Origin of the sequence: Caballeronia concitans, assembly GCF_001544615.1 — a bacterium.
Lineage (GTDB): Bacteria > Pseudomonadota > Gammaproteobacteria > Burkholderiales > Burkholderiaceae > Caballeronia > Caballeronia concitans.
Genome location: NZ_FCNV02000003.1, coordinates 333,062 through 357,391, shown reverse-complemented (window position 1 = coordinate 357,391; position 24,330 = coordinate 333,062). Strand labels below are relative to the sequence as shown.

Below are 24,330 nucleotides of genomic sequence, written 5' to 3'. Positions count from 1 at the left end.
GGTCTATTGGCGCGTCCCTACCCGGGGCGGGGGTCACTTTCTTTGCTGCTGCAAAGAAAGTAACCAAAGAAAGCAGCTTTTTCGCCCGCTGTTTCCTTGTTGACGGTGCACTCCGTAGAGCCGCGTTGGCACTCAGCTTGACACAGCCCTGAATCACCCTCCGCGCCCACTGTGCGCCACGTCCTCCGAGCCCCTCGGCTCGTTAACACCTTCGGGACGCTCGTCGCAATGCGGGTTGAGTTGTTTATGCTGCTGCGCGCTCATTCGCTTCTTTTTGCACGTCCGGTTCGAAGAAGACCCAGCGGATTTCCGGAAACGCATTCTGCAAGTCCTCCTCTATTACGTTGATCGCATCGATCATTGCGCGGCCGCTCGCATACTCAATCATCTCCGCCTGCACCGCCACCACAATGTGCTTGCCCCACTGCAACGTAATAAGGCTAATTATTCGCGTGATCTCCGGTCTCGCGCGCAACCGCGCATCGATCGCGCGACGCACCTCCGGACTCGCCGATTCACCCACGATCATCGACTTCACCTCGCGTGCCACCAGAAACGCAATCACCATCAGCAACACACCCACGCCAATCGATCCCGCCGCGTCATACGCCGCATTGCCCGTGATCATCGTCAGCAACACCGCCGCGAACGCTATCGCAAGGCCCGCCAGCGCCGCTATATCTTCGCCCGCCACCACCAATAATTCCGACTCACGCGTCTCGCGGAACCATCGCCATAAGGTCTTGTTCGGCGCGCCCTTGCGAATCTCACGCAGCGCGCCCGCAAGCGAAAATGCCTCCAGCACCACCGATACACCCAGTATCACCAGCGCCACGATCGGGTTCGATAACGGTTCGTGATGCAGCAGCCGATGCGTCCCCTCATACACCGAGAACGCCCCGCCCACGAAGAACAGCAAGAGCGCCACCACCAGCGCATAAAAGTAGACCTCTCGCCCCGAGCCCAACGGATGCAGCGCATTCGCTGGCGCCCGCGATCGCTTCAGGCCCAGAAGCAACAGCAACTGATTGCCGCAATCGGCTGTCGAGTGGATGGCTTCGGCGAACATCGAACCCGATCCCGTGAACGCGGCCGCGCCGTACTTGAACACGGCAATGCCCAGGTTCGCGGCGAGCGCGTAGAAAATGGCTTTCGGCGATTCTTCGTTCATGTCCACCTTGGTCGTCTTGATGACGGCTTATCTCACTTCCACGCGGCCCGCTCCGTCCGTCATCTCGCCAATCACCGCCGCATGGCCGAAGCCGTCGGCACGGAAAATCGCGAGCACGTCGTCGACGGCTTCGGGCGCGCACGAAACCAGCAGTCCGCCGGATGTTTGCGGATCTGTAAGCAAGGCGCGGGCCGCTTCCATCGATCCATCGATCGACTCGCTGAGTACCACATCCGCGCCATACGCCGCCCAGTTGCGCCCCGACGCGCCCGTGAATATGCCCTCGCCCACGAACTCGCGCACGCCCGGCAGCCACGGCAAGTCCGCATAGCGGATGCGCGCCGTCAGCCGCGCGCCGCGCGCCAGTTCCAGCGTATGACCGAGCAGGCCGAAGCCCGTCACATCGGTCAGCGCATGGACGCCGTCGAGTTGCGCGAGGTCCGCGCCCGGGCGATTCAGCTTCGTCGTCGCGGCGATCATCGCGGCATAGCCGGCGGCGTCGAGCTTGTCCTTCTTCAACGCCGCCGACAGCACGCCGACGCCCAGCGGCTTGCCGAGCACGAGCACATCGCCAGCACGCGCCGCGGCATTGCGCTTCACGCGCGACGGATGCACGATGCCGAGCGCCGCGAGTCCATAGATAGGCTCGACGGAATCGATCGAATGACCGCCCGCCACCGGAATGCCCGCCTCCGCGCAGACCGCCTCGCCGCCCTTCAGCACTTGCGCGATCACCTCGTGCGGCAGCACGTTGATCGGCATGCCGACGAGCGCGAGCGCAAGAATCGGCTTGCCGCCCATCGCGTAGACATCGGACAGCGCATTGGTCGCGGCGATGCGCCCGAAGTCGAAGGGATCGTCGACGATCGGCATGAAGAAGTCCGTCGTCGCCACAATGGCCTGCTCGTCGTTGAGCTTGTAGACGGCAGCGTCGTCCGCGGTGTCGTTGCCGACGAGAAGATCAGGGAACGCGGCCATCGGCGTGCTCCGCTTGAGCAACTCGGCCAGCAGGCCCGGCGCGATCTTGCAGCCGCAGCCGCCGCCGTGCGAAAGGCTCGTGAGGCGCGGGGAATTCGGGGTGTCGTGAGTCGTGGTCATCGTGTGTACCGTGCAAAAAGTTCGTTCGATGACCCACATTATCGCCGGTCACGCCAGAAGGCGCCTTTTACACGATGCGCCTGAAAAGGCCGGGATAGTCGATGACGAAGCCGTCGTCATCCGTCGTGATCTCCGCTTCGAAGCCCGTGTCGAGTCCTTCGAAGCGATAGCGCCGGTCCGGTCCCAGACGCGTATAAGCCTGATCGACGGCGCTCACGGTCATCGACGGCACGCTCGCATACACCACGCGAATCACACGACGCTCGCCGGGCTGCAAGTGCAGGCGGCGGATCGGCAAGGTGTTGGTGAAAGGCGTCGCCATGATGTCCACGTCGATGCAGCCGTTGAGCATCTCTTGCGGCGTACCTTCGGCATCGGTCCAGACGTCGGGCGCGCCATCGATATCGTCGCCGCGCCGCAGATCGAACGCGATGCCGCCCGCCAGCCGCACCGCGAGACGCGTGACCTGCCATTGCATATTGCATTCAATGCGATACATCAGCCCGAAGGCTTCGCCATCGTTCTCGCCGACGATCGCGCTCTCGATCACGATGCCATCGGCTTGCGTGTCGAGCGTCAGATGTTCGAGGCCGGTCCCATCCAGTTGCGCCCATCGCACCGTTTTCATCGCGTACCCTGGCTCGTGTCATCGGCATAAAGAATACAGCGCCACGAGCCTTTCGGTTTGCATTCAAAATGCACGATTCGCTCGACGAATAAAAACATCGCACGGTATACTTCGCGCCATCTCAAAAAGGCGCGTGGCTCCGTGAAGCCGCCATGATCGTCGCGGTTCAATGCGATGCGCGCCTCGCGTTTTTTCGTGCTGTCTGCCGCCATCCTCACCGTCATCGCATGAAAATCTCTATCGCTCCGGCGCTCGCCGCGCTTCTCTTTTCAGCTTCCGTGTTCCAGTTGGCCCAGGCGCAAGAGACGCCCGACGCATCGGAAGACTATTCGTACCTCACCCGTCTGCATGTTCCCGACAGCGTCGTGCAATGCGTCGCGGCGTTCGATCGCTGGGTCGAAGACGCACCGCGCTACGACGCGTTGATCGTCCCCGACCGGCGCGTGCTGTCCGCGAAGATCGACAGCCAGACGCCCATCTTCGACGCGGGCAATCCCATTCCCGTCGATCAGGTCATTGTGATGCGTGCGTTCGCGAAGGCGCGCGGCAAGCCGCAATGGACGCGCGTCGATAGCCGATGCGGCGTGCGCGATGGTCATGTCGTCGGCGTATCGCTGACGCCGAATCTCAAGCCGAAGATCGTTCGCTAATCCAGCGCTTCATCGTTCAAAGAAACACATCATCACCGCCCGCTCGAATGTGGGCGGCGTCCACATTTGCGCCTTCCCGCTCATATCGAAGTTCAAAGCGAGTTCACACGCAGCCTTCGTGAATATTTCACGCAACACGTTTGCTTACAAACGATCACGGCTTGTCATTTTGCCAACGGCTACATTCCTCTTCATGGATTCACACGGAGAAACCCATGAAGAAGTTGGCGATTCTTGCAGCCCTGAGCGTCTTGCTAGGAAGCACGTTGTCGGGCTGCATCATTCTGCCGGGTGATGGCGGCGGTTATCACCATCATCACGACTACTACCGCTGATCAAGCGAACTCGATGACTCGAAGGAGCAAAACCATGTTCGACAAGACAAAGAAAAGCCTGCTGATCGCATCGCTTGCTGCATCGCTGGGACTCGGCCTCGTGAACGTCGCATCGGCCGAGGTGTATCACGATCATCACCACGCGGTCACGGTTGGCTGGCACGGCGATCGTTACTGGGACGGCCACCGCTATTGGGCGCGTACGGAGTGGGAACGTCATCATCCGCATCATTTCGAACCCGCGCATCGTTGATAACGAAGCCGCAGCGTGTACTCTCCGCTGCGGCTTTTTTAATCGATGCATGCGCTACCACTTCGCGGGATCGCCGCCGAGTTCCTTGCATGTGTCATAAGCGATAGCCTGCAGCTTCGCTTCGCCAATCTGGCCGGACAGCGCATAGCCCACGCTATCCGACGCCCAGTAGTACGTTCTTCGCGGGCCGTCGCGCAGCATTCTTATCTTGGCTTGGTTGCGCGCGACCGTCGTCATATAGAGCGTGAGACGCTCGCCCGCCGCATTCTGGTACATGATCTGCGCGGCGGGGCCTTCGTCGCCCGGCAGCAATCGTCCGCCGACGAGCTGGAAGCCGTATTCGGTCAGCGACGGAATCGTGAGCGTGCGGTTCAAACGCTTCGACAGCCACGTGACGAGATGATCCTGCTGCGACGCCGCCACTTCCACCGCATGACGCTGTTCGGGCGCATACACCGCATACGCGATATCGGCGCGTTCGGCGAAGCGTGAACGCGCATCGTCATCGATATTCGGCAACAACATGTGTATCAGCATGCCGCACGCAATGCCCACGACCAGGAAGCACGCCGCCAGCAGATAACGCTCGCGCGCACGCGGCCGCATCACGATGACTTGCGGCTCGGCATGATCGCCCGTGAAGAGTGCGCGCAATGCGTTGTCCTGCGCGCGATACGCGGCCACCGTCGCTTCGGCTGCGGGATCATTCGCAATGCGATGCGCGACGGCGTCGCGTTCGTCGGCGCTGAGTTCGTCGTCGATATAGGATGACAGCGCCTGCAAGTCGCGCTCGTTGCTGTCCGAAGGGCGCTCGGGATTCGTCATGACCGCCTCACCACTTTCAGCGACGACGCCTTGCGTCCCGCTTCCTCGCCGAGCAAAACCCGCATGTGCTCGCGCGCCCGCGAAAGACGCGACATCACGGTGCCTGCGGGCACGTTCAGCACTTGCGATGCCTCCTGATAGCTCATTTCCTCGACACACACGAGCAGCATCACTTCGCGTTGCTCGACGGGCAAACAATACAGCGCGCGCTGGACGTCGCGCAGCACGAGTCCGTCGACTTCGCCACGCGGCGCGGCCATCTGTCGCCAGGGCGCGGTTTCATCGTCGACGGCAATGTCGCGGCGTCCGCGCAATTGATCGATATAAAGATTGCGCATGATCGTGAACAGCCACGCGCGCAGGTTCGTGCCCGCGCGAAACGCACTCGCGCGATTCAAGGCGCGTTCGGTCGCGTCCTGAACGAGATCGTCGGCCCAGGCGCGATCGCCCGTCAGCGCGCGCGCATAGCGCCGCAACTGCGGAAGATGCGCGAGCAGGTCGCTTTCGAAGGTCATCGCCTTGATCCCGAACCGGCTCGCGCGAGCACGCGAGGCTCAGGGCTTGACCACGTGCCAGACGTCGCGGAAGTTGTCGCCGTTCTTGTCGCCGGGCTTCGTGTCCTTCCCGAAGCGGTAGACGCGCTTGCCGTCGTAAGCCCACTGTTTGCCGCCATCGGCCGATTCCATCGTCCATTTGCCGCTCGGCTGGTCCGAGCCGCTCGCCATCGCGGCGGGCCAGGCCGTCGCGCAACCGCCCGTGCACGCGCTCGGGCTGCCTGCCTTGTCCTTGTCGAACGTGTAGAGCGTCATGCCGTTTTCGTCGACGAACATGCCGTTCGATTCCTTCGGCGCTGCAGCATACGCGGTCGATGCGACGCACGCGAATGCCGTCAGAGCCGAGAGAGCCAACCTGGTTTGCCTGTTCATTTCATCTTCCTTTTCGTGGCTGCGGTGAAGTATCCGTGGAACGTTCGGCACGGTCGCCCTATTCCACAAACGATGAAATAAATCGATCCTTACGCACCGGCCGCCGCCGCATCGCGCCAGCGCCGCGTGTCGCGCAGCGGCGGCGCGCCGAACAGCCGGCTGTACTCGCGGCTGAACTGCGACGCGCTTTCATAGCCGACGCGATGCGCCGCCGTCGCGGCATCGGCGATATCGAGCAGCATCAGCCGGCGCGCTTCCTGCAGGCGCAACTGCTTCTGATACTGCAGCGGGCTCATCGCGGTGACGGCCTTGAAGTGATGATGCAGCGAAGACACGCTCATGTGCACGTCTTTCGCGATGTCCTCCACGCGCAGCGGCTGGTCGAAGTGCTGGCGCAGCAGCTTGATGGCCTTCGCGATGCGCTGCGTCTGGCTGTCCTGCAGCGCGATCTGGCGCAGCCGCGCGCCGGAGCCGTTCATCAGCAGCCGATACAGAATCTCGCGCTTCACGAGCGGCGCGACGATCGGCACGTCCTCGGGGGTATCGATGAGTCGCAGCAGGCGCAGCACGGCGTCGAGCATGGAACTGCCGAGGCGGTTCACGTAGAGACCGCGCGAGGCGTCCGCCTGCGTCGCGGGCGGCAGGTTTTGGTCCTGAATCAGCGACGTGATTTCTTCGACATCGAGGTCCAGCCGCATGCCGAGATACGGCTCCGTTTCGCTCGCGGCGGTCACCTGTCCGATCACCGGCAGATCGACGGACGAGACGAGATAGTGCATCGGGTCGTAGACGTAGACGTCGTCGCCGACCATCACGCGCTTGCTGCCCTGCGCAATCAGCGCGAGCGCGGGCGTCTGCATGCCGGGCTTCGGCCCGCCCGGATTCGTGATGCGGTGCAGATAGACGCCCGGCACCGGCGTTTCGAGCGAGCCTTCGCAGCCGGCCGTGAGGCGGTCGAGCAGCGACACGAGATCGACGCGCGCCTGATCGAGCGTCGCGTCGGGCGCGCCGGCGCGACGGCGGGCATCGTGCATATCGCGGCTGTCGCGGGGTTGATCGTGAGCATCTTTGCCGGCGAGGCCGGGCGTGTCGTTCAGCGCCATGGTGTCCGCGGGAAGAGGAGCGTGGGAGAGTGTCGATAGCTTACTCGCGCGAACACGTTCGTGCGCGCGCAACGCCCCCGCGTTTGCAGGAAAAGGCAAGGATCCGACAGGATCAGGCTATGAACGGTCCGCGTTGCCGGACGATACTGCATTGGCTGGCGAACGCCCGTCAACTTCGACGGGCGCTTCACGCCGATCATTCACACGGGAGCAACCATGCGCTACAGGAAATTCGGCAACACGGGTCTTTTCGTTTCTGAGCTGTGCCTCGGCACGATGACCTTCGGCGGCGGCACGGGCGGCATCTGGGACAACATCGGCCAGCTTCAGCAGGCGGATGCCGACAAGCTCGTCGGCCGGTCGCTGGACGCGGGCATCAATTTCATCGATACCGCCGATGTCTACGCCGACGGCCGCTCCGAAATCATCACCGGACAGGCGCTGAAGAACCTCAAGGTGCCGCGCGAAAACGTCGTCGTGGCGACGAAGATTCTCGGCGAAGCGGGCACCAAAAGCGTGAATTCGCGCGGCGCGTCGCGCTTCCACATCATCGACGGCGTGAAGGAAAGCCTGAAGCGTCTGCAACTCGATCACGTCGATCTTTACCAGATTCACGGCTTCGATCCGGCCACGCCGATCGAGGAGACGCTGCGCGCACTCGATACGCTCGTGCAGCACGGCCACGTGCGCTACATCGGCGTGTCGAACTGGGCGGCGTGGCAGATCATGAAGGCGCTCGGCATTTCGGAGCGGCTCGGGCTCGCGCGATTCGAATCGCTGCAGGCGTATTACACCGTCGCCGGGCGCGATCTCGAACGCGAACTGGTGCCGCTGCTGCAGAGCGAAAACGTCGGTTTGATGGTGTGGAGTCCGCTCGCGGGCGGCTTGCTGTCGGGCAAATACACGCGCGATGGCGCCAACGAAGAAGGCAGCCGCCGGTCGAAGTTCGATTTCCCGCCGGTGAACGTCGATCGCGCGTACGACTGCATCGACGTGATGCGACGCATCGGGGAAACGAAGGGCGTGTCCGTCGCGCAAGTCGCGCTCGCGTGGCTGCTACATCAGAAGGTGGTGACGAGCGTGATCGTCGGCGCGAAGCGGATCGAGCAACTCGACGACAACATCGCGGCGACGAACGTGAAGCTGAATGGCGACGAACTCGCCGCGCTCGACGAAGTGAGCCAGTTGCCGTCCGAATATCCCGGCTGGATGCTCACGCGGCAAGGCGAATACCGCCGCAATCAGCTGAAGGATGCGGCGGGCGAGTAAGGCGTCGCGCAGGCGCAGTTCGCGGCGGGCCGGTCAGATGATCGGCTTGCCGCCCGTCACCGCGACCGTCGCGCCGGAAATGTAGCTGGCTTCGTCGGAGGCGAGCATCACGTAGGCCGCGGCGAGTTCGGCGGGCTGGCCGGCGCGCTTCATCGGCACTTGCGAGCCGAAGTTCTTGACCTTTTCCGGGGGCATGGTCGACGGAATCAGCGGCGTCCAGATCGGCCCCGGCGCGACGCAGTTCACGCGGATGCCGCGCTCGGCCAGCAGTTGCGCGAGGCCGCCGGTGAAGTTCTGAATTGCGCCCTTCGTGCTCGCGTAGGCGATTAGGCCGGGGTTCGGATTGTCCGCGTTCACCGACGTCGTATTGACGATCGCCCCGCCCTCTTTCATGTGCGCGAGCGCGGCCTTCGTGATGCGGAACATCGCGCCGATATTCGTCGAATAGGTCTTGTCCCATTCGTCGTCGCTGATTTCCTCGAGGCTGTCGTAGGTCATCTGATACGCCGCGTTGTTCACGAGCACGTCGATGCGCCCGAACGCTTCCGCCGTCTTGGCGACGAGATCCTTGCAATGCTGGCGATCGGTGATGTCGCCCGGCAGGAGCAGCGCCTTGCGACCGGCTTCCTCGACCCAGCGCGCGGTTTCTTTCGCGTCGTCGTGTTCGTTCAAATACGAAATGGCGACGTCCGCGCCTTCACGCGCATACGCAATCGCGACCGCGCGCCCGATGCCGCTGTCCGCGCCCGTGATGAGCGCCGCTTTTCCCACCAGCCTGCCGCTGCCCTTGTAACTCTTTTCGCCATGATCGGGCTTCGGATTCATCGGCTCCGTCAGGCCAGGCGTGCGGTCCTGTTGCTGCTCGGGCAGCGGCGGCTTCGGATAGGCATTGGTGTTCATGTCGTGTCCTCGCTGATGATGAGTCGGGATTTACCCTCATTCAGCAAGCACCGGACCCGATTTTGGCCGCTTTTCGGCCCTTTATCGAGATAGGCGATAGACGCTATCCGCCGTATCGCGTTGCGGCATATGGCCGCGATGCCGACACTGTACGCACAACATCACGACGCAACGGAGACATTCATGCGTACTCAAGTCGGCATCGTCGGCGCGGGCCCGGCCGGGCTTCTGCTCTCCCATCTGCTTCATCTGCGCGGCATCGAATCTGTCGTGCTCGAAGCGCGCAGCCAGCAGGACATCGAGTCCACCATTCGCGCGGGCGTGCTCGAACAAGGCACGATGGACCTGCTGAACGAAGCGGGCCTCGGCGCGCGCATGCAGGCGGAAGGCGCGCTGCATCACGGCTTCGAGCTGGCATTCGAAGGACAGCGCCGGCGCATTGCGCTGACCGAGCTGACCGGCCATTCGATCACGGTCTATGCGCAGCACGAAGTCATCAAGGACCTGGTCGCCGCGCGCACGGCTGCAAACGGTGCGCTGAAGTTCAACGTCTCGAATGTGTCGCTGCACGACTTCGCGGAGAACAGCGACCGCAAGCCGCGCATCAAGTATCGCCACGAAGGACGCGACGAAGAGCTGGAGTGCGACTTCATCATCGGATGCGACGGCTCGCAGGGCGTATCGCGGCAGTCCATTCCCGAAGCGGTGCGCCAGGATTATCAGCGCGTGTATCCGTTCGGCTGGTTCGGCATTCTGGTCGAAGCGCCGCCTTCGTCGGACGAACTGATCTACGCGCGGCACGATCGAGGCTTTGCACTCATCAGCACGCGCTCGCCGGGCGTGCAGCGCATGTACTTCCAGTGCGATCCGAAAGATTCCGTCGATGCCTGGTCCGACGACCGCATCTGGGCCGAACTGCACGCACGTGTCGATACGGAGGACGGCTGGCAGATCACCGAGGGCCGGATTTTTCAGAAGAACATTGTCGGCATGCGCAGCTTCGTTTCGACGCCGATGCAGTCCGGCAAGCTCTTCCTCGCCGGCGATGCCGCGCACATCGTGCCGCCGACGGGCGCGAAAGGGCTGAATCTGGCCGTCTCGGACGTGCGCGTGCTGACGGCCGCGCTCATCGGCTTTTACAAGGAAGGCAGTGCCGACAAGCTCGCGCATTACACGGAAACGGCGCTCAAGCGCGTCTGGCGCGCGGAGCATTTCTCGTGGTGGATGACGCGCATGCTGCATAAGCTCGATGACACGTCGCCGTTCGAACAGCGCTTGCAGGTGGCGGAACTGGAGCATGTGACGACGTCGCGGGCTGCCGCGACCGCGCTCGCGGAGAACTATGTGGGGAGTGTGGCGGTTTGATGCGGTAATCGAGGCGGAAGAAGCACTTGATTCTTCAGCGCTTCTTCCGACCTGCCGCTCACTCGGAACCGCACCTTGGCGTCCTCAGTTCGTTTGTTGCCAACGCTCAAAGCACCGCGACCACCCTCGCATCCCCTTCCACCGACGGCACCACCTGACCGCCAACCCGCCTGAACGTGATGGCAACGTCGCGATCGCCCAGCCGCAGGTCCGCGATCTCCAGCCAGTCGATGCCGTCCGGCAACTGCGGCCGATCGATCCGTATTTCTTCGTTGACGGCATCGACCGTCACGCCGAGACACGCTTCGAGAATCATGAACGGCGCGCCGGCCGCCCAGGCCTGCGGCAGGCACGCGACCGGATACGCTATCGGCCTCTCGCCGCGCTGCCGCGTGAAGCCGCAGAAAAGCTCGGGCAAACGCATATCGAACGTGACGGCGGCTTCGAACAAGGCCTGAAGCAAGCCCACTGCCGCGCGGCGATCCCCGTACCGCGCGAGACCACGCGCGCAGAGCGCCGTGTCGTGCGGCCAGACGGAACCGTTGTGGTAGGACATCGGATTGAAGCGCGGCTGACCCGCCGCGAGCGTCCGCACGCCCCAGCCGGTATGGAAAAGCGCCGATTCGAGTTGCCGCGCGACAGCCTCGCCGCGTTTGCGCTCGACGAGATCGAACGCGAGCAGATGTCCCGCATTCGACGACAGCACCCGGCACAACTCGCTGCGTCCATCGAGCGCGATGCCGTAGAAGTCCATCTCGGGCATCCAGAACAACGCCTCGACGCGCTCGCGAATGTGAGCCGCGCGCCGCTCGGAATCCGCCCCGCGTGCCTCATCGCCGCGTTCGCGAGCGAGGCGCGCCATCGTCGAGAATGCCGTCGATGCGTAAGCCTGCACCTCGACCAGCGCAATCGGGCCAATGGGAAACTTCCCGTCGGCATGAAACACCGAGTCGTGACTGTCCTTCCAGCCCTGATTCGCGAGCCCGTATTCCGTCGCCCGCTGATAGTCGAGCAGGCCGTGCGGATTCTTGTCGCAATGACGCGCGACCCAATCCGCCGCCAGTTGCAAGGCCGGCCACAGTTCGTCGATCAGCGCGCGGTCGCCGGTGCGCTGCGCGTACGCGCCCGCGAGCACGATGAAAAGCGGCGTGCTGTCGACACCGCCGTAATACAGCGCGAAGGGCACTTCGCCCGTGGCGGCCATCTCGCTCTTGCGCGTCTCGTGCATGATCTTGCCGATTTCGGCGTCGCGAAACGCGGAATCTTCACGCGCCTGATGCGCCGCCAGAAAGCGCAGCACGCCTCGCGCGAGCGCCGGATGAAGCCACAGCATCTGCAGCGAAGTGATGATCGCGTCGCGGCCGAATGGGGTCGAGAACCACGGAATGCCCGCGTAGGGATACGGGCCGGTATCGAGGTCGGTGGTCAGCAACCCGAGATCCGCGAGGGAGCGGTCGATCCACTCGCTGAAGAGCGGATTGCTCGAACGCACGCGGGCGCTGGCGCGGCGCTTGTCGCGCATGCGGCGGTGCGCATCGACGAGCGCCTCGCGGATGGCCGGCCGACCCGACTCCGGCACGCACTCCGCGGCTTCGGCGGCGTTGCGCTTGCTTTCGTCGCTGGCGTCGCTCAGGGCGCGCGTGACGGCCGTGACCGACAGATACACCGAGATCGCCGTCTCCGACTGAATGTGCAGCGCGTAGTCGGCGCGCGTCGGCGAGAGCGCATCCGGCGCGGGCGTGAACTGAATGCGCGCGACGCGCTCGACTTCATCGAGTCCCACGTAACGCAGGACGACTTCGCCATTCTCGACGGAGGGCGGCGATAGCTTGCCGCGCTTGGGCCGCTTCGTGCCGCGCACTTCGAACATGTCGAGGAAATCAGCCGCGTAGGAAATCGAAATAGGCACCGTCGACGGCTCCGTGCCGTAATTCGTCAACACGATGCTCTCGTGCAGCACGTGCCCCGACAGCACCCGCTTGCGCTCGACGTGGATCACGCCCTCCGGCGTGCGCGCCCCGCCGATGGGCGGCAGCGGACGGTTCGTCAGATGCGCCGTGAACACGGCGTTGTCGCTCGATACGCTGCCCGACAGCAGCGAAGGCGCGCGCCCGCCGAAGCTCAGCACGAGTTCCGACAGCACGCGCGTATCGTTGACGAACAAGCCGTCGTCGCCACCGCGAATGTCGCCGTTAGCATCGTAGACGGCGAAGGTGTTGCCGGATTTCAGGACGAACTGCCGCTCGTTCGGCATGTTCGCGTGTTCGGTGGGAATGAACGCCTCGTCCGTCGTCGCCAACTGCTGCTGTTGCTGCTGTTGTTGTTGCTGTTGCGTCGGTTCCTGCGTCTGTTGCTTTGTATCCATTGCACCATCCTGAAAGTGACTTGAAAGACATCCGGCGGCAATCGGGGCAGGCAGCGATGTTCCGCCGCCGGGCTCGCACAGCCCGCAGTTCGTGGGCCAGACGCGGCCTTCATGCAGCAATTGGACGGCTTACCGGCTATCATCGACGGTTTTTCGACTCCCTCTCGCCTGACGGGTTCTCTCCGATCGATGTCATTTCCGCATATCGACTTACTCTATTCCGTCTCCGGGCTCGCGGTCGGATTCCTCGTCGGCCTGACGGGCGTGGGCGGCGGCTCCCTGATGACGCCGTTGCTCGTGCTGCTGTTCGGCATCCATCCGGCGACGGCGGTCGGCACTGACCTGCTCTACGCTGCCGCCACCAAGACCGCTGGCACGCTCGTTCACGGCCTGAAAGGGTCGGTCGACTGGCGCATTACCGGGCGGCTCGCCGCAGGCAGCGTGCCGGCCGCGGCGCTCACGCTGTATTTCCTGCACCGGCACGGCATGACCTCGCCCGACACGGCGCGGCTCATCCAGTCGATCCTCGGCACCGCCCTGCTCATCACGGCCGTTTCGCTGATCTTCCGGCCGCAACTCGCGCGCTTCGCTTACAAAAAGGGCCATGACCGCCCGGACAATCCGGCGCGCATGACTGCCTGGACCGTGCTGACCGGCGCGATCCTCGGCGCGCTCGTTTCGATGACCTCCGTGGGGGCCGGCGCGATCGGCGTCACGGTCCTGCTGCTCATCTATCCGCGCCTTGCGACGGCGCGCATTGTCGGTTCGGACGTGGCGCACGCCGTGCCGCTGACGCTCATTGCCGGCGCCGGGCACTGGATGGTCGGCTCCGTCGACTGGGCGCTGCTCCTTTCGCTCCTCGTGGGCTCGATCCCGGGCATTGCCATTGGCAGCGCGCTCTCTTCGAAGGCGCCCGAAGCGCTGCTGCGCCACGTGCTCGCCGCGACGCTGGTTCTCGTCGGAGCAAAGCTCGTGTTCAGTTGAGGATGTTAGTCACGCGGCTCGGGAGTTTCCAGTCGGCCGGATGGCATAAGCACATTCGCAAGCTTTTCCTGGCTTTGCCTATGCCGTTTGACCGACTATCACGCGCCGGGACGATGCGGCATCATGCGCTGTCAATCGGCTGACGCGAGGAGTCAGGCAATGAAAGAGCACGAGCATCCGCATCAAGACCTTCCCACGGAAAACGACGCGCCCGCCGATCCCGCGCGGCGGCGGCTCATTGCAGCCGGCGTCGGTCTTGCCGGGCTGTCGCTCGGCGGATGCAACCTGTTCGATCACAGGCCGGCCACACCCAAGACGGCGGCGGACGTTTCGCTGGACCGCACGCTCGCCGCAAAGGTCCGGCAGATCGTCGTGATCTACGCCGAGAATCGCAGCTTCACCAATCTTTACGGCGACTTTCCGGGCGTCCAGTATCCGCTTTCGGCCGTCGCGGCGTCGCAATACACGCAGCTCGACCGCGACGGCGTCACGCCGCTGCCCACGCTGCCGACGATCTGGGGCGGCCTCGTCCCACAGGCGCAGGAAGTCGACGGCAAGCGGTATGCAATCGCTGAAAATCAGATCAACGGTCTGCGTAACGGCCCGTTCCGGCTCGCGGACGCTGAGGGCGAGCCGCTGCCGAATAGCGTCATCACGCGCGATCTCGTGCATCGCTTCTATCAGAATCAGATGCAGATCAACGCCGGGCGCAACAATCAGTTCGCGGCGTGGGGCGACTCGGGCGGCCTCGTCATGGGCCATTACCGGAATTCGCCGGATACGCTGAAACTTTGGGGACTCGCGCAGCAATACACGCTGTGCGACAACTTCTTCATGTCTGCCTTCGGCGGTTCCTGGCTGAATCACATCTTCCTGATTTCGGCGCAAGCTCCGTTTTATTCCGATGCGCGCAACGGCCCGGCCGCGAAGCTCCTGGCCGTCGTGGAAGGCGACGACCCGACCGGCTCGCTTTTGAAGCTCGCGCCCGATTCGCCGAAGTCGGCGCTGGAAGGACCGCCCAAGTTCGTGCGCGACGGCTCGCTCACCGCCGACGGCTACGCCGTCAACACCATGTTCGCGCCGTATCAGCCGAGCAATGTCAAGCCCGCGCCCGGCGGCGATCCCCGTTTCGCGGACACATCGAACGCGCTCGTATTGCCGCCGCAAACATACGCCACCATCGGCGATCGCCTGTCGGAGAAAGGCATTGACTGGGCGTGGTACAGCGGCGCGTGGCAATACGCGCTCGATCATCGGGATACCGGCGCAGTGCCGGACTTTCAGTACCATCACCAGCCGTTCAACTACTTCCGCAACTTCGCGCCGGGTACGGCTGCGCGCGAGCGGCATCTGCGCGACGCCGGTCTCGGCGACGATCCCTCCACCAACAAGCTGCTTGCCGACATCGACGCGGGCCGCCTGCCGCCCGTCACGTTCTACAAGCCGCAGGGCAATCTCAACATGCACGCGGGGTACGCGGACGTCGCATCGGGCGACCGACATATCACGAACGTTATCGAGCACATCCGGCGCGGGCCGCAGTGGGAGAACACGGTCGTGATCGTGACCGTCGACGAAAACGGCGGCTGGTGGGACCACGTTGCGCCGCCGAAGGGCGATCGCTGGGGACCGGGTTCGCGCATTCCGGCGCTCGTCGTGTCGCCGCTGGCGAAGAAGGCGTATGTGGATCACACCGTCTACGATACGAACTCGATCCTGCGCTTCATTTCGCGCGTGCATGGTCTGGCGCCGCTGGACGGCGTCGCCGCGCGCGATCGTGCCTTCGTGGCGAATGGCGAAGCGCCGCTCGGCGACCTCACGCAAGCGCTCGATCTGGCCTAGGCGGGCTCGACCCACGCACGCGCCGAAATTTCAAGCAGATAGCCGTAGTGCAGCGCGCCGACCGGGACGACGGCGCGCGCGGGCTTCCAGTCGCCGAAGTGCCGCGCGTAGATCTCGTTGAACACCTTCCAGTGCTCGACGCCGACGAGATAGACCGTCACTTCGATGCAGTCCTTGAAACTCGCGCCCGCCGCTTCCAGCACGGTCCGCAGGTTGAGCAAGGTCTGCTCGGCCTGCTCTTCGAACGGCCGGTCGCCGGTGTGCGTGCCGTCGGGGCGCATCGGCAACTGACCCGACACGCAGACGAGATTTCCGGCGCGCGTCGCGTGACTGTAGTGACCGGCCGGAATCGGCAGGCCGGGAGCGTTGATGGCTTCTATCGGTGGCATGGTCGGATTGATGAGTTGAAGGTCGATGGATCAGAGCGTCAGTTTGCTGGAAAGAAAATCCAGGAACGCGCGGGTGCGCGCCGCGAGCGATTCGCTCTGGTAGTACACCGCGCTGATCGGCTGCCGAACGTCCTCGAGCGCGTCGTCGAGAATCGTGCGGAGGCGGCCGGCTGCGACATCGGCGGCGGTCATGAAGTCGGCGAGACACGCAATGCCGCCGCCGTCGATTACGAGTTGACGGATGGTTTCGCCGCTGGAGGCTGAAACCGCCGGTCTGATCGTCGCGAAAGCGGCGCCGCGGCCATCACGCAGCGGCCAGTCGTTGAGGCTTTCCGGCGCGGTGAAGCCGATGAGCCGCGCACGCGCGAGTTCGTCGACGTCGCGCGGCTCGCCATGTTCCGCGAGATAAGCGGGACTCGCGAGCACGCGCAGCCGGCTGCTGCCGAGCGTGCGCGCATGCAGCGTGGAATCCCGCAGCGCGCCGATCCGAATCGCGATATCCACGCGTTGTTCCAGCAAGTCGACGATGCGTTCGTTGCTCGTCAGTTCGAGCGATATCTCCGGGTAGAGCGTGGCGAACGCCTTCACGTGCGGCACGACGCAATGAAGCATGAAAGGCGACGCCGCGTCCACGCGCAGCCGCCCGGCGGGACGCTCGCGCCGTCGAGAGATGGCTTCTTCGGCGTCGTCCATCGCGGCGAGGATCGCGCGGGCGCGGGTTAGGAATAGTTCGCCCTCGTCGGTGAGTTGCAGGCGACGGGTGGTGCGGCGCACGAGCGTCGCGTCGAGCTTCTTTTCGAGGCGCGTAAGCGTGCGGCTCACGCCGGAGACTGTTTGCTGCAAGGCTTCGGCGGCGGCGGTCATCGAACCGCTGTCGATAACGGTGACGAAAACCAGCAGTTCGTCGGTGTTGGTCTTCATTGAAGTATCGTTCAGGCGCGCGAGATTATTGATCCGCAGTCAAGTTTCTTTTGAGACTACCACTCTTTTTGCGAAAGTCGAAGCGAACCATACTGTGCCCACTGATTCATTTACCGGAGCAACTTCATGAACATTTTCGTTACGGGCGCGGGCGGTTTCATCGGCGGATCGATTGCAGCGGGACTTGCGCGGGACGGCCACCGGGTGCGCGGGCTGATTCGCCGGGCGGGACAAAGCGACGCGCTGAAGCGCGCGGGCATCGAGCCAGTCGTCGGCAGCCTGGATGACGCCGCCCTGCTCGCCGCCGAAGCGCGCGCAGCCGACGCCGTCATCAACGCCGCCAGCAGCGATCATCGCGGCGCGGTCGAAGCGTTGACGGGTGCGCTCGAAGGCTCGAACAAGCCGTTCCTGCATACGAGCGGATCGAGCATCGTCGGGGACGCGTCGGGCGGCGAGGCATCGGATTCCATCTATACGGAAGACACGCTGCCCGAACCGACCGCCGACAAGGCGCCGCGCGTCGCCATCGACAATCTCGTGCTGGATGCCGCAAAGCGCGGCGTACGCTCGGCCGTCCTCTGCAATACGCTGATTTACGGTCACGGCGCGATTCCCGACACCGCCAGCGTGCAGTTGCCGCGTCTCGAGCGGCAGGCGAAAAAGAGCGGCGTCGTGCGTCACGTGGGACGCGGGCTGAATATCTGGTCGAACGTGCATATCGACGACGTCGTCGATGCCTACCGCCGCGCGCTCGAAAAGACGCCGGCGGGCACGTTCTATTTCATCGAAAGCGGCGAAGCGCAGTTCCACGACATGACCGCCGCGATGGCGAAGGCGCTTGGGCTGCGCGGACCGGAAGACTGGCCGCTCGAACAGGCGATCGAGGAATGGGGTTACGAGATGGCGTCGTACGGGCTCGGGTCGAATAGCCGCGTGCGCGGCGAACGCGCCCGCACATTGCTCGGCTGGCAGCCGAAGCGAACGTCGGTGATCGAATGGATCGAGCGAGACATGGTGCGCTGATGGTGCGCTGACCGTCACGCGACGCGCGGCAAAATTGGCTTGACCAATTCGCCGCGCGCGCATCGTGCTGACAGACGCGCGTTGCTTAACTTAGCGCACTGGCAAACTTCTCGATTTCCGCTTCCGCCATGCCCGATTTCTGCGCCGATTCACGGATCTGCTTCCACGTGGTCGGATCGATCGGCACGCCGTTCGCGCCGCGTTCCGCACGACGCGCGTCTTCCGGCTCGCCCGGCGCGTAGATCGCGTCGACGCCTTCGCCGCGCGGCGATGCCTTCATCCATTCCAGGAAGGCTTCGGCTTCGGCTTGAGCGGCGGGCGCGTCGAAGGCGTTGGGATCGAGAATCACGGAGGTCATGCAGTTCATGATCGCGCTCGTCTTCTGAAGCGTGTCCTCATGCGTCGTATAGCCGCCAGACAGCGCTCCGCCGAAGATCTCGCACAGCGCGGCAAGCCCCGAGCCCTTGTGCAGGCCGAACGCCGTCAGCGTGCCGAACGGCTCCTCGTGCATGACTTTCGGCTCGACGGTCGGGCGGCCTTCGTGATCGAGCAGCATGCCCGGCGCAACCGTGACGCCCTTGTTGTAGGCCACGCGCGTCTTGCCGTAAGCGATGCCCGCCGTCGCAAAGTCGAGCACCAACGGGTTCTTGCCCTCGCGCGGGTACGCGGCGCAGAACGGATTCGTGCCGAAGCGCCGGTCGATGCCGCCGAACGGCGCCACGAGCGGGTCGCCCGCCACGTTGACGAAGTGGAACGACACGAGTCCCGCCTTCGCGCACTGCTCCGCCCAATGGCCGATGCGCCCGATGTGATGCGCGTTGCGCAGGCCGACCGCGCACACGCCGAACTTCTTCGCGCGCTCGATGCCGTGCTCCATTGCCTCGTAGGCCACCACTTGCCCGAAGCCCTTGCGGCCGTCGACGGTCAGCACCGCGCCGGCGTCGCGGACGATTTCCGCGTGGGTGTTCAGTTGCAACTCGCCGTCCCCGAGCGACGACACATAGCGCGGGATCATCCCGACGCCGTGCGAATCGTGGCCCGACAGGTTGGACATCACGAGGTGATCCGCGACCAGTTCCGCTTCGCGCGGCGCGCTGCCCGCGCTTTCCCAGATGGCGCGGACGTAGGCGTGCAGGGTGTCGGCGGCAATGCGTTGTTCGGATTTGCTGGTTTCGTTCATTGCGACTCTCGTCTCCTTGATCGATGGCTGGGGCGGCGCTTTCTCTGGAAGCGCGCGGCCTCCCACTTTACAGACGATCAACTGGCCTTACCAGTTCCATTTTAAGAATTCGCTAGGAACAGGCGAAAAAAACGCCCGCGAGGAGCGGGCGCTTGTAAGCAGAAAGAAGTCGATACCGCTCAGGGCGCGGCGGCGATCACTTCGGCCACCGCCGCCGTCAGCTTCCTGGCGTACGGTACGTGCAGAAATTCGTTCGGCCCGTGCGCGTTGGACTTCGGCCCGAGCACGCCGCACACCATGAACTGCGAGCGCGGGAAGCCTTCCTTCAGCGTGTTCATCAGCGGGATCGTGCCGCCCTGCCCGATATACGCGACATCCGCGCCAAAGTGATGACGCGACGCATCGTTCAGTGACGACGCCAGCCACGGCGCAAGCTCCGGCGCGCTCCAGCCCGTCGCCGCGCCGGCCTCGGGCTTGAACGTGACTTTCGCGTTGTACGGGGGATCGAATTCGAGCAGCGACTTGAGTTGCGCGACCGCTTCCGTCGCCTCGACGAGCGGCGGCAGCCGCAGCGACAGCTTGAACGCCGTGCGCGGCGCGAGGACATTGCCTGCGTCAGCGAGCGCAGGGAGGCCGGCCGCGCCCGTCACCGTCAGCGACGGACGCCATGTCGAATTGAGGAGCGCTTCCTTCGGATCGGTCGTGGTCGGCAGCACGCTGCCGCCGTCCTGGCCGCAGCTCCACGGCAGCTTCTTCCAGACGTCGTCACCGAGAATGTGCGCTGTCGCTTCGGCTTCGCGCAGCCGTTGCAACGGAATCGGGCAATGAAAATCCTTCGGCAGCAGATTGCCGGTGGCCGCGTCTTCGAGCCGCTCGAAGAGTTGCCGCATGATGCGGAACGTCGACGGCGCGATGCCGCCGTAACCGCCCGAATGCAGGCCCTCTTCGAGCACCTGCACTTCCAGATCGCCGGCGACGAGGCCGCGCAGCGACGTGGTGAGCCACAGTTGATCGTAATTGCCCGCGCCCGAATCGAGGCAGATCACGAGGCCGACGTCGCCGAGCCGGTCGCGCAATGCATCGATGTACGGCAGCAGGTCGTAGCTGCCCGATTCCTCGCACGTCTCGATAATGCCGACGCAGCGCGGCCGTTCGACGCCCTGCGCATCCAGCGCCGCGATCGCGGTGATGCTGGCGTAGGTGGCGTAGCCGTCGTCGGCGCCGCCGCGGCCGTAGAGCTTGTCGTCTTCGAGCTTGGGCGTCCACGGGCCGAGGTCGCTGCGCCAGCCCTCGAATTCCGGCTGCTTGTCGAGGTGACCGTAGAGGACGACCGTTTCGGTGCTGCCCGAGCGCGTGGCGGGTGCTTCGAAGAAGATCACCGGCGTGCGTCCGGCAAGGCGCACGATCTCGACTTTCAGGCCCTTGACGGGCTGGGTCTTGACCCAGTCGACGGCGTCCGTGACCACGCGTTCGATGAATCCGTGCCGCGCCCAGTCCACGTCGAACATGGGGCTTTTCGCGGGCACCGCGATGTAGTCGGTCAGCGCGGGAACGATCTCGTCGTTCCATTTGCGATTGACGAATTCCTGCAACGCGGACGCGTCGAGCCGTACCGCTTCTTCGTGTTGGGTGCTGTCGCCATTAGTCATGACGGGTTTCCGTGCGGGCAAACCTCCATCATAGACGGGATTCCTCTTGATTCGGTGACGCGTGTCGTCTGAAGATTGGCGTCATCGCGCGCCCGATATCACCACGCGCGATCCGGCCGAATCCGCCTCGATCGCTTGCTCGGTGAACGGGAAGCGCTGCCAGCGCTTCGCTGCGAAGAGACGCGTCGCGTCGCCGGAATGCGGCGACGCCGGATCGTCCGATTCGGCGGGCGCGAGCAGCGTGTCGGCTTCGACGCCGCCAGGCCCGTTCTCCGTGAACGTCACCACTTGCAGATAGCTGTCGCCCTCGCCGCTGACGTCCATCGGATAGCCCTTCGCGTCGAGCGGACGTCCCGCGCACACGACCGTGAAGTAGCCCTCCTCGTCGCAGCCGCCGAAGAGCGGCACGCGCTCGCCGTTGCGCGTCGTGTAGAGCAGATCGCCTCGGCGCGAATCGAGCGCGAAACCGTTCAGCCGCAACGACAACGCCGCCCCGCCGAGCGCCTGCCGAATCTGCTGCACGACGGCCGGATCGCGCGTGTTCAGGTCGCCGGGCGTCGCGAGCGGGCGCGACGGATCGAAGCGCGTCGTGAAAAGACGCCCCGGCGGAATGCGCGCGAGCCGCTCCCAGAGCTCGTCCCAGAGATTCGCGCCGCGTGCGTCGATGTCTGCCGTGCCGTTCCAGTTACGCAGCACCTCGCAGGCGTCGTTGAGCGCGCTCGCCGCATCGCCCGGCGTGCAGACGGCATCGAGCAGCGGCTGCCGATACAGCGTCTCCGACATCGACTTCGCCTCCAGCACCGCCGATTCGACCGCCTCGCGCGTCACCCCGCCGCTTTCGCGCTGCAGCCGCGCGGCGAGCAGATGGCCGTAGCGCGTGCGCAAGGACTGCGGTTCACGCGTCGCGCCCATGACGCGCGGATAGCCGTTAAGCGGCGCGTTCGCGTTCGTGAGCCAGTAGCTGTCGTTGAAATTGCCGACGTAATCGCCGCGCGCGGTGAAGGGCATCTGATCGACCGGCAGCGCGCCGGGCCGGACGCTCCCCGCCGAGGTGCGCCACGCGCACGCGCTCTTCGATCCATCGAGGAACGGCACGCCCGGCATGCGCGCCGCGACCGCGCGGCCGGTGGGCGGCGTGCAGGCATCGGCGAGCGCGTCCGGGACGCCGGGCACCGCGCCGATGTCCGCGAACCACGCACGCGCGTCGCCACGGCCGATCGCGAACGTGTTGGCCCACGGAATCGCCGCGTAGCGCTTCTGGACCGCGATGAAATCGTCGAGCGAGCGCGCCTGGTTCCACGCGAAGAAGTTCTCGAAGCTGCGCACGTTGTCCGCGTTGATGTCGGCGAGCGCGTAGGCGTGCTGCGCGTTCCAGCCGAGCGCCGCGTTGAGCGGCGACAGATCGACGACCGGGCCGAAGCGCGTCCGGTACAGCGTGCGCGTCACCGATGCGAGCGAGCCGTCGGCGCGGCGCGAGCGCACGGTGAGCGGCACGGGCGTCATCGGCTCGCTTGCGCCGTCGTACCGGTAGCGCGTGGGATCGGCGGGATCGAGCGTCAGTTCGTAGATGCCGAAGCGGCGCGCGGTCGAAACTGTATGCGTCCACGCGATGTTCTCGTTGAAGCCGATCACGATGAGCGGCACGCCGAGAAACGACACGCCCGCCACGTCGAGCCGGCCGGGAATGGTGAGTTGTGCCTGATAGAAACGGTCCGGGCCGCGCCAGTACCAGTGCGGATTGCCGAACAGGATGCTGCGCCGGTCGCGCGTGATCGGCGCGCCGAACGCGAGCGCGTTGCTGCCGATGCCGGGCACGTCGCCGACTGAATAACGCAAGTCGTTCGTATCAAGCGATGCGGCCGGCGGCTGCGCCCCCGCCTTCGGAGGATGCGCCGCCGCGATCGATTGCACGAAGCGCGCCGATCCGCCCGCGAGATTCGCCGCGATCAGCCGTCGATAAATGTCGTCGGCGGCGATGTTCCCGGCCCACGGCTGGCTGCGGCACGCCGCATGCGCGCCCGGGAATTGCCCGGCGTTCAGGTCGGCGAGATAGCGGTTGTAGCCGGCGACGAAGCCGTCGATCAGACCGCGCAAATCGGCCGGTTGCGCGGCGCGGTAACGGTCGACGGCGGCTTGATCGTCGACGAAGCGGAAGAAGAAATCGGAATCGAGATTGCGCGGCTGGCCGAAAATCGATGCGGCGGGCGGACGCGCCTCGCCGCCGAAGTATTCCGAGCGCTGGCCGCGCCAGGTGACGAAGCCGTCGGCGAGCGAACACAGATTGTCTTGCGCCTGCGCGTAGCCGTAACCGTACCCCAGGCTGCCCCAGTCGGCGGCGCGGATGTGCGGAATGCCCGACTGCGTGCGGCGGATTTCCGCGCTGTACGGCGTCTGGTCGCCGCGCGCGGTTTCGGCGGACTCGGACGCATCCTGCGATGCAGCGCAGCCCGCGAGCATCGCGCTGGCAAGCGCCCCGAGGATCGCACGCCTGACGGTCTGGTTCATCGATCACAGTCCTCGCTTGTTGGAAGCACGGCGGTTCGCGGCAAGTATCGCACCGTCGCGCGGCGAGGCTCCGCCAAAAGCTAGGTCGAGCGACGGCGTTCAGCACGCGCGCGTCGCACAATATGGCCATGCCTCACGCAATTTCGCCGTCATGACTTCATCCGATTCCACCGCCAACGACCCGCGCCCAACGCAGCCCGAGCGCCCTTCGCCCGACGACTGCTGCAACAGCGGCTGCCATCCGTGCGTTTTCGATCTCTATGAAGAAGCGCTCGAGCGCTACGAGCAGCAGCTCCGTGCGTGGGAAGCGCGGCACGCCCCGCGCGACGAGAAATAGCGCCCGCTCATCCGAGCAGCGAAAAGCGCCGGGCGCTATGCTTGACGTCCTTCCCCTAGACGGACCGCCACGGTCCGCACCACGCCAAGGAGCGCCAGACCATGTCCCTTTCGATGTATCGCGCGTCGATTCCCGTGTTCATTCGCGGGTTGGAAGTGTGCTCGTCCCTGCTGGAAAAAGGCGCCGCCTTCGCCGATGAAAAAGGCCTCGCCCACGCCGATGTCATCGCTGCGCGCCTCGCGCCCGACATGCTGCCGCTCGCCGCGCAAATCCAGCGCGCAAGCGATACCGCGAAGCTCTCCGCGCAGCGTCTCTCGGGCGTCGAAGCGCCGCGTTTCGACGACAACGAGGACAGCTTCGCGGCATTGCAGGAGCGCATCGCGAAGACGATTGCGTATCTGAAGAGCATCGACAAGGCCGCGCTCGCCGACAGCGAAACCCGCACGGTCACGCTCAAGTTCCCCGACTTTTCGCCGTCGTTTTCGGGCGTCGATTATCTGCTCGGCTTCGGGCTGCCGAACTTCTATTTCCACGTCGTGACCACACACGACATCCTGCGCCATCTCGGCGCGCCCATCGGCAAGCGCGACTTTCTCGGCGCGCTCCAGTGAC

General features: G+C 64.7%; 24 protein-coding genes. 9 read left to right on the top strand and 15 right to left on the bottom strand.

Annotation, left to right across the window (positions count from 1 at the left end):
• Positions 1-244: 244 nt before the first annotated feature.
• The 4 genes from AWB72_RS11260 to AWB72_RS11245 all read right to left on the bottom strand — a co-directional run bounded on the left by AWB72_RS11260 (position 245) and on the right by AWB72_RS11245 (position 3,109).
• A complete protein-coding gene (locus AWB72_RS11260; protein ID WP_040052261.1) occupies positions 245-1,171 on the bottom strand; it encodes a cation diffusion facilitator family transporter in 927 nt (308 codons plus the stop codon).
• 27 nt (positions 1,172-1,198) lie between these two features.
• Positions 1,199-2,269 carry a selenide, water dikinase SelD gene (selD, locus tag AWB72_RS11255; RefSeq protein WP_040052260.1) on the bottom strand — a complete coding sequence of 357 codons (1,071 nt, stop codon included), beginning with the start codon at positions 2,267-2,269 and terminating at the stop codon, positions 1,199-1,201.
• A gap of 67 nt (positions 2,270-2,336) precedes the next feature.
• Positions 2,337-2,897 carry a putative glycolipid-binding domain-containing protein gene (locus tag AWB72_RS11250; protein WP_040052259.1) on the bottom strand — a complete coding sequence of 187 codons (561 nt, stop codon included), beginning with the start codon at positions 2,895-2,897 and terminating at the stop codon, positions 2,337-2,339.
• Positions 2,894-3,109, bottom strand: coding sequence for a hypothetical protein (locus AWB72_RS11245; RefSeq protein ID WP_040052258.1), 216 nt, complete (start codon positions 3,107-3,109; stop codon positions 2,894-2,896). Before AWB72_RS11245 ends, AWB72_RS11250 begins: the two co-directional genes overlap by 4 nt.
• 15 nt (positions 3,110-3,124) lie before the next feature.
• On the opposite strand from AWB72_RS11245, the gene AWB72_RS11240 reads away from it, so the two are divergent.
• Together AWB72_RS11240 and AWB72_RS11230 are read left to right on the top strand one after the other, a co-directional pair.
• Complete coding sequence (locus tag AWB72_RS11240) at positions 3,125-3,547, top strand: BspC domain-containing protein (RefSeq protein ID WP_040052257.1); 423 nt, start codon at positions 3,125-3,127, stop codon at positions 3,545-3,547.
• A gap of 369 nt (positions 3,548-3,916) precedes the next feature.
• Positions 3,917-4,135 carry a hypothetical protein gene (locus AWB72_RS11230; protein WP_040052255.1) on the top strand — a complete coding sequence of 73 codons (219 nt, stop codon included), beginning with the start codon at positions 3,917-3,919 and terminating at the stop codon, positions 4,133-4,135.
• Positions 4,136-4,189: 54 nt separating this feature from the next.
• On the opposite strand, the gene AWB72_RS11225 is transcribed toward AWB72_RS11230, so the two are convergent.
• From AWB72_RS11225 to AWB72_RS11210, 4 genes are all read right to left on the bottom strand, one after another.
• Positions 4,190-4,960, bottom strand: coding sequence for an anti-sigma factor family protein (locus tag AWB72_RS11225; RefSeq protein WP_040052254.1), 771 nt, complete (start codon positions 4,958-4,960; stop codon positions 4,190-4,192).
• On the bottom strand, positions 4,957-5,475 hold the full coding sequence (locus AWB72_RS11220; RefSeq protein WP_040052253.1) for an RNA polymerase sigma factor: 519 nt from the start codon (positions 5,473-5,475) through the stop codon (positions 4,957-4,959). Before AWB72_RS11220 ends, AWB72_RS11225 begins: the two co-directional genes overlap by 4 nt.
• 39 nt (positions 5,476-5,514) lie before the next feature.
• Positions 5,515-5,886 (bottom strand): COG4315 family predicted lipoprotein, encoded by a 372-nt coding sequence (locus tag AWB72_RS11215; RefSeq protein WP_040052252.1) that lies wholly within the window; start codon positions 5,884-5,886, stop codon positions 5,515-5,517.
• 89 nt (positions 5,887-5,975) lie between these two features.
• On the bottom strand, positions 5,976-6,989 hold the full coding sequence (locus AWB72_RS11210; RefSeq protein WP_087128066.1) for an AraC family transcriptional regulator: 1,014 nt from the start codon (positions 6,987-6,989) through the stop codon (positions 5,976-5,978).
• A 216-nt stretch (positions 6,990-7,205) separates the two neighbouring features.
• Here AWB72_RS11210 and AWB72_RS11205 point away from each other — a divergent pair, with 216 nt between their 5' ends.
• Positions 7,206-8,258, top strand: a complete 1,053-nt coding sequence (locus AWB72_RS11205; RefSeq protein ID WP_040052251.1) for an aldo/keto reductase — start codon at positions 7,206-7,208, stop codon at positions 8,256-8,258.
• Positions 8,259-8,291: 33 nt separating this feature from the next.
• Here AWB72_RS11205 and AWB72_RS11200 read toward each other — a convergent pair whose 3' ends face one another.
• Complete coding sequence (locus AWB72_RS11200; protein ID WP_040052250.1) at positions 8,292-9,158, bottom strand: SDR family oxidoreductase; 867 nt, start codon at positions 9,156-9,158, stop codon at positions 8,292-8,294.
• A 183-nt stretch (positions 9,159-9,341) separates the two neighbouring features.
• Here AWB72_RS11200 and AWB72_RS11195 point away from each other — a divergent pair, with 183 nt between their 5' ends.
• Positions 9,342-10,523 (top strand): 4-hydroxybenzoate 3-monooxygenase, encoded by a 1,182-nt coding sequence (locus tag AWB72_RS11195; RefSeq protein ID WP_040052364.1) that lies wholly within the window; start codon positions 9,342-9,344, stop codon positions 10,521-10,523.
• A 106-nt stretch (positions 10,524-10,629) separates the two neighbouring features.
• Here the strand turns inward: AWB72_RS11195 and AWB72_RS11190 are convergent, their stop codons facing one another.
• Positions 10,630-12,888, bottom strand: a complete 2,259-nt coding sequence (locus AWB72_RS11190) for an amylo-alpha-1,6-glucosidase (RefSeq protein ID WP_040052249.1) — start codon at positions 12,886-12,888, stop codon at positions 10,630-10,632.
• Between the two features lie 189 nt (positions 12,889-13,077).
• Here AWB72_RS11190 and AWB72_RS11185 point away from each other — a divergent pair, with 189 nt between their 5' ends.
• Together AWB72_RS11185 and AWB72_RS11180 are read left to right on the top strand one after the other, a co-directional pair.
• The gene (locus AWB72_RS11185) at positions 13,078-13,872 is read left to right on the top strand and encodes a sulfite exporter TauE/SafE family protein (protein ID WP_040052248.1); all 795 of its coding nucleotides are present in this window, start codon (positions 13,078-13,080) and stop codon (positions 13,870-13,872) included.
• A gap of 159 nt (positions 13,873-14,031) precedes the next feature.
• Positions 14,032-15,714, top strand: a complete 1,683-nt coding sequence (locus AWB72_RS11180; protein WP_040052247.1) for an acid phosphatase — start codon at positions 14,032-14,034, stop codon at positions 15,712-15,714.
• Here the strand turns inward: AWB72_RS11180 and AWB72_RS11175 are convergent.
• Both AWB72_RS11175 and AWB72_RS11170 read right to left on the bottom strand, forming a co-directional pair.
• The gene (locus AWB72_RS11175) at positions 15,711-16,103 is read right to left on the bottom strand and encodes a RidA family protein (RefSeq protein ID WP_040052246.1); all 393 of its coding nucleotides are present in this window, start codon (positions 16,101-16,103) and stop codon (positions 15,711-15,713) included. The genes AWB72_RS11180 and AWB72_RS11175 overlap by 4 nt on opposite strands.
• A gap of 30 nt (positions 16,104-16,133) precedes the next feature.
• Positions 16,134-17,024 carry a LysR family transcriptional regulator gene (locus AWB72_RS11170; protein ID WP_040052245.1) on the bottom strand — a complete coding sequence of 297 codons (891 nt, stop codon included), beginning with the start codon at positions 17,022-17,024 and terminating at the stop codon, positions 16,134-16,136.
• A gap of 126 nt (positions 17,025-17,150) precedes the next feature.
• Here AWB72_RS11170 and AWB72_RS11165 point away from each other — a divergent pair, with 126 nt between their 5' ends.
• Positions 17,151-18,047: an NAD-dependent epimerase/dehydratase family protein gene (locus AWB72_RS11165; RefSeq protein ID WP_040052244.1), complete on the top strand. Its 897-nt coding sequence runs from the start codon at positions 17,151-17,153 to the stop codon at positions 18,045-18,047.
• 85 nt (positions 18,048-18,132) lie between these two features.
• Here AWB72_RS11165 and AWB72_RS11160 read toward each other — a convergent pair whose 3' ends face one another.
• The 3 genes from AWB72_RS11160 to AWB72_RS11150 all read right to left on the bottom strand — a co-directional run bounded on the left by AWB72_RS11160 (position 18,133) and on the right by AWB72_RS11150 (position 23,381).
• Entirely contained in the window at positions 18,133-19,227 is a 1,095-nt protein-coding gene (locus AWB72_RS11160) for a malate/lactate/ureidoglycolate dehydrogenase (protein ID WP_040052243.1), read from the bottom strand.
• A gap of 179 nt (positions 19,228-19,406) precedes the next feature.
• Positions 19,407-20,876 (bottom strand): M20 family metallopeptidase, encoded by a 1,470-nt coding sequence (locus tag AWB72_RS11155; RefSeq protein WP_040052242.1) that lies wholly within the window; start codon positions 20,874-20,876, stop codon positions 19,407-19,409.
• Positions 20,877-20,957: 81 nt separating this feature from the next.
• Positions 20,958-23,381: a penicillin acylase family protein gene (locus tag AWB72_RS11150; protein ID WP_087128064.1), complete on the bottom strand. Its 2,424-nt coding sequence runs from the start codon at positions 23,379-23,381 to the stop codon at positions 20,958-20,960.
• Between the two features lie 151 nt (positions 23,382-23,532).
• Between AWB72_RS11150 and AWB72_RS11145 the strand changes: the two genes are divergently transcribed.
• Both AWB72_RS11145 and AWB72_RS11140 read left to right on the top strand, forming a co-directional pair.
• Complete coding sequence (locus AWB72_RS11145; protein ID WP_040052240.1) at positions 23,533-23,718, top strand: oxidoreductase-like domain-containing protein; 186 nt, start codon at positions 23,533-23,535, stop codon at positions 23,716-23,718.
• A 101-nt stretch (positions 23,719-23,819) separates the two neighbouring features.
• A complete protein-coding gene (locus tag AWB72_RS11140; protein ID WP_040052239.1) occupies positions 23,820-24,329 on the top strand; it encodes a DUF1993 domain-containing protein in 510 nt (169 codons plus the stop codon).
• Position 24,330 lies beyond the last annotated feature (1 nt).

What these genes read in the sequence shown, in the direction of transcription:
- AWB72_RS11260 (WP_040052261.1), bottom strand. Translation starts at nt 1,171, where the DNA reads ATGAACGAAGAATCGCCGAAAGCCATTTTCTACGCGCTCGCCGCGAAC.
- selD (WP_040052260.1), bottom strand. Translation starts at nt 2,269, where the DNA reads ATGACCACGACTCACGACACCCCGAATTCCCCGCGCCTCACGAGCCTT.
- AWB72_RS11250 (WP_040052259.1), bottom strand. Translation starts at nt 2,897, where the DNA reads ATGAAAACGGTGCGATGGGCGCAACTGGATGGGACCGGCCTCGAACAT.
- AWB72_RS11245 (WP_040052258.1), bottom strand. Translation starts at nt 3,109, where the DNA reads ATGGCGGCAGACAGCACGAAAAAACGCGAGGCGCGCATCGCATTGAAC.
- AWB72_RS11240 (WP_040052257.1), top strand. Translation starts at nt 3,125, where the DNA reads ATGAAAATCTCTATCGCTCCGGCGCTCGCCGCGCTTCTCTTTTCAGCT.
- AWB72_RS11230 (WP_040052255.1), top strand. Translation starts at nt 3,917, where the DNA reads ATGTTCGACAAGACAAAGAAAAGCCTGCTGATCGCATCGCTTGCTGCA.
- AWB72_RS11225 (WP_040052254.1), bottom strand. Translation starts at nt 4,960, where the DNA reads ATGACGAATCCCGAGCGCCCTTCGGACAGCAACGAGCGCGACTTGCAG.
- AWB72_RS11220 (WP_040052253.1), bottom strand. Translation starts at nt 5,475, where the DNA reads ATGACCTTCGAAAGCGACCTGCTCGCGCATCTTCCGCAGTTGCGGCGC.
- AWB72_RS11215 (WP_040052252.1), bottom strand. Translation starts at nt 5,886, where the DNA reads ATGAACAGGCAAACCAGGTTGGCTCTCTCGGCTCTGACGGCATTCGCG.
- AWB72_RS11210 (WP_087128066.1), bottom strand. Translation starts at nt 6,989, where the DNA reads ATGGCGCTGAACGACACGCCCGGCCTCGCCGGCAAAGATGCTCACGAT.
- AWB72_RS11205 (WP_040052251.1), top strand. Translation starts at nt 7,206, where the DNA reads ATGCGCTACAGGAAATTCGGCAACACGGGTCTTTTCGTTTCTGAGCTG.
- AWB72_RS11200 (WP_040052250.1), bottom strand. Translation starts at nt 9,158, where the DNA reads ATGAACACCAATGCCTATCCGAAGCCGCCGCTGCCCGAGCAGCAACAG.
- AWB72_RS11195 (WP_040052364.1), top strand. Translation starts at nt 9,342, where the DNA reads ATGCGTACTCAAGTCGGCATCGTCGGCGCGGGCCCGGCCGGGCTTCTG.
- AWB72_RS11190 (WP_040052249.1), bottom strand. Translation starts at nt 12,888, where the DNA reads ATGGATACAAAGCAACAGACGCAGGAACCGACGCAACAGCAACAACAA.
- AWB72_RS11185 (WP_040052248.1), top strand. Translation starts at nt 13,078, where the DNA reads ATGTCATTTCCGCATATCGACTTACTCTATTCCGTCTCCGGGCTCGCG.
- AWB72_RS11180 (WP_040052247.1), top strand. Translation starts at nt 14,032, where the DNA reads ATGAAAGAGCACGAGCATCCGCATCAAGACCTTCCCACGGAAAACGAC.
- AWB72_RS11175 (WP_040052246.1), bottom strand. Translation starts at nt 16,103, where the DNA reads ATGCCACCGATAGAAGCCATCAACGCTCCCGGCCTGCCGATTCCGGCC.
- AWB72_RS11170 (WP_040052245.1), bottom strand. Translation starts at nt 17,024, where the DNA reads ATGAAGACCAACACCGACGAACTGCTGGTTTTCGTCACCGTTATCGAC.
- AWB72_RS11165 (WP_040052244.1), top strand. Translation starts at nt 17,151, where the DNA reads ATGAACATTTTCGTTACGGGCGCGGGCGGTTTCATCGGCGGATCGATT.
- AWB72_RS11160 (WP_040052243.1), bottom strand. Translation starts at nt 19,227, where the DNA reads ATGAACGAAACCAGCAAATCCGAACAACGCATTGCCGCCGACACCCTG.
- AWB72_RS11155 (WP_040052242.1), bottom strand. Translation starts at nt 20,876, where the DNA reads ATGACTAATGGCGACAGCACCCAACACGAAGAAGCGGTACGGCTCGAC.
- AWB72_RS11150 (WP_087128064.1), bottom strand. Translation starts at nt 23,381, where the DNA reads ATGAACCAGACCGTCAGGCGTGCGATCCTCGGGGCGCTTGCCAGCGCG.
- AWB72_RS11145 (WP_040052240.1), top strand. Translation starts at nt 23,533, where the DNA reads ATGACTTCATCCGATTCCACCGCCAACGACCCGCGCCCAACGCAGCCC.
- AWB72_RS11140 (WP_040052239.1), top strand. Translation starts at nt 23,820, where the DNA reads ATGTCCCTTTCGATGTATCGCGCGTCGATTCCCGTGTTCATTCGCGGG.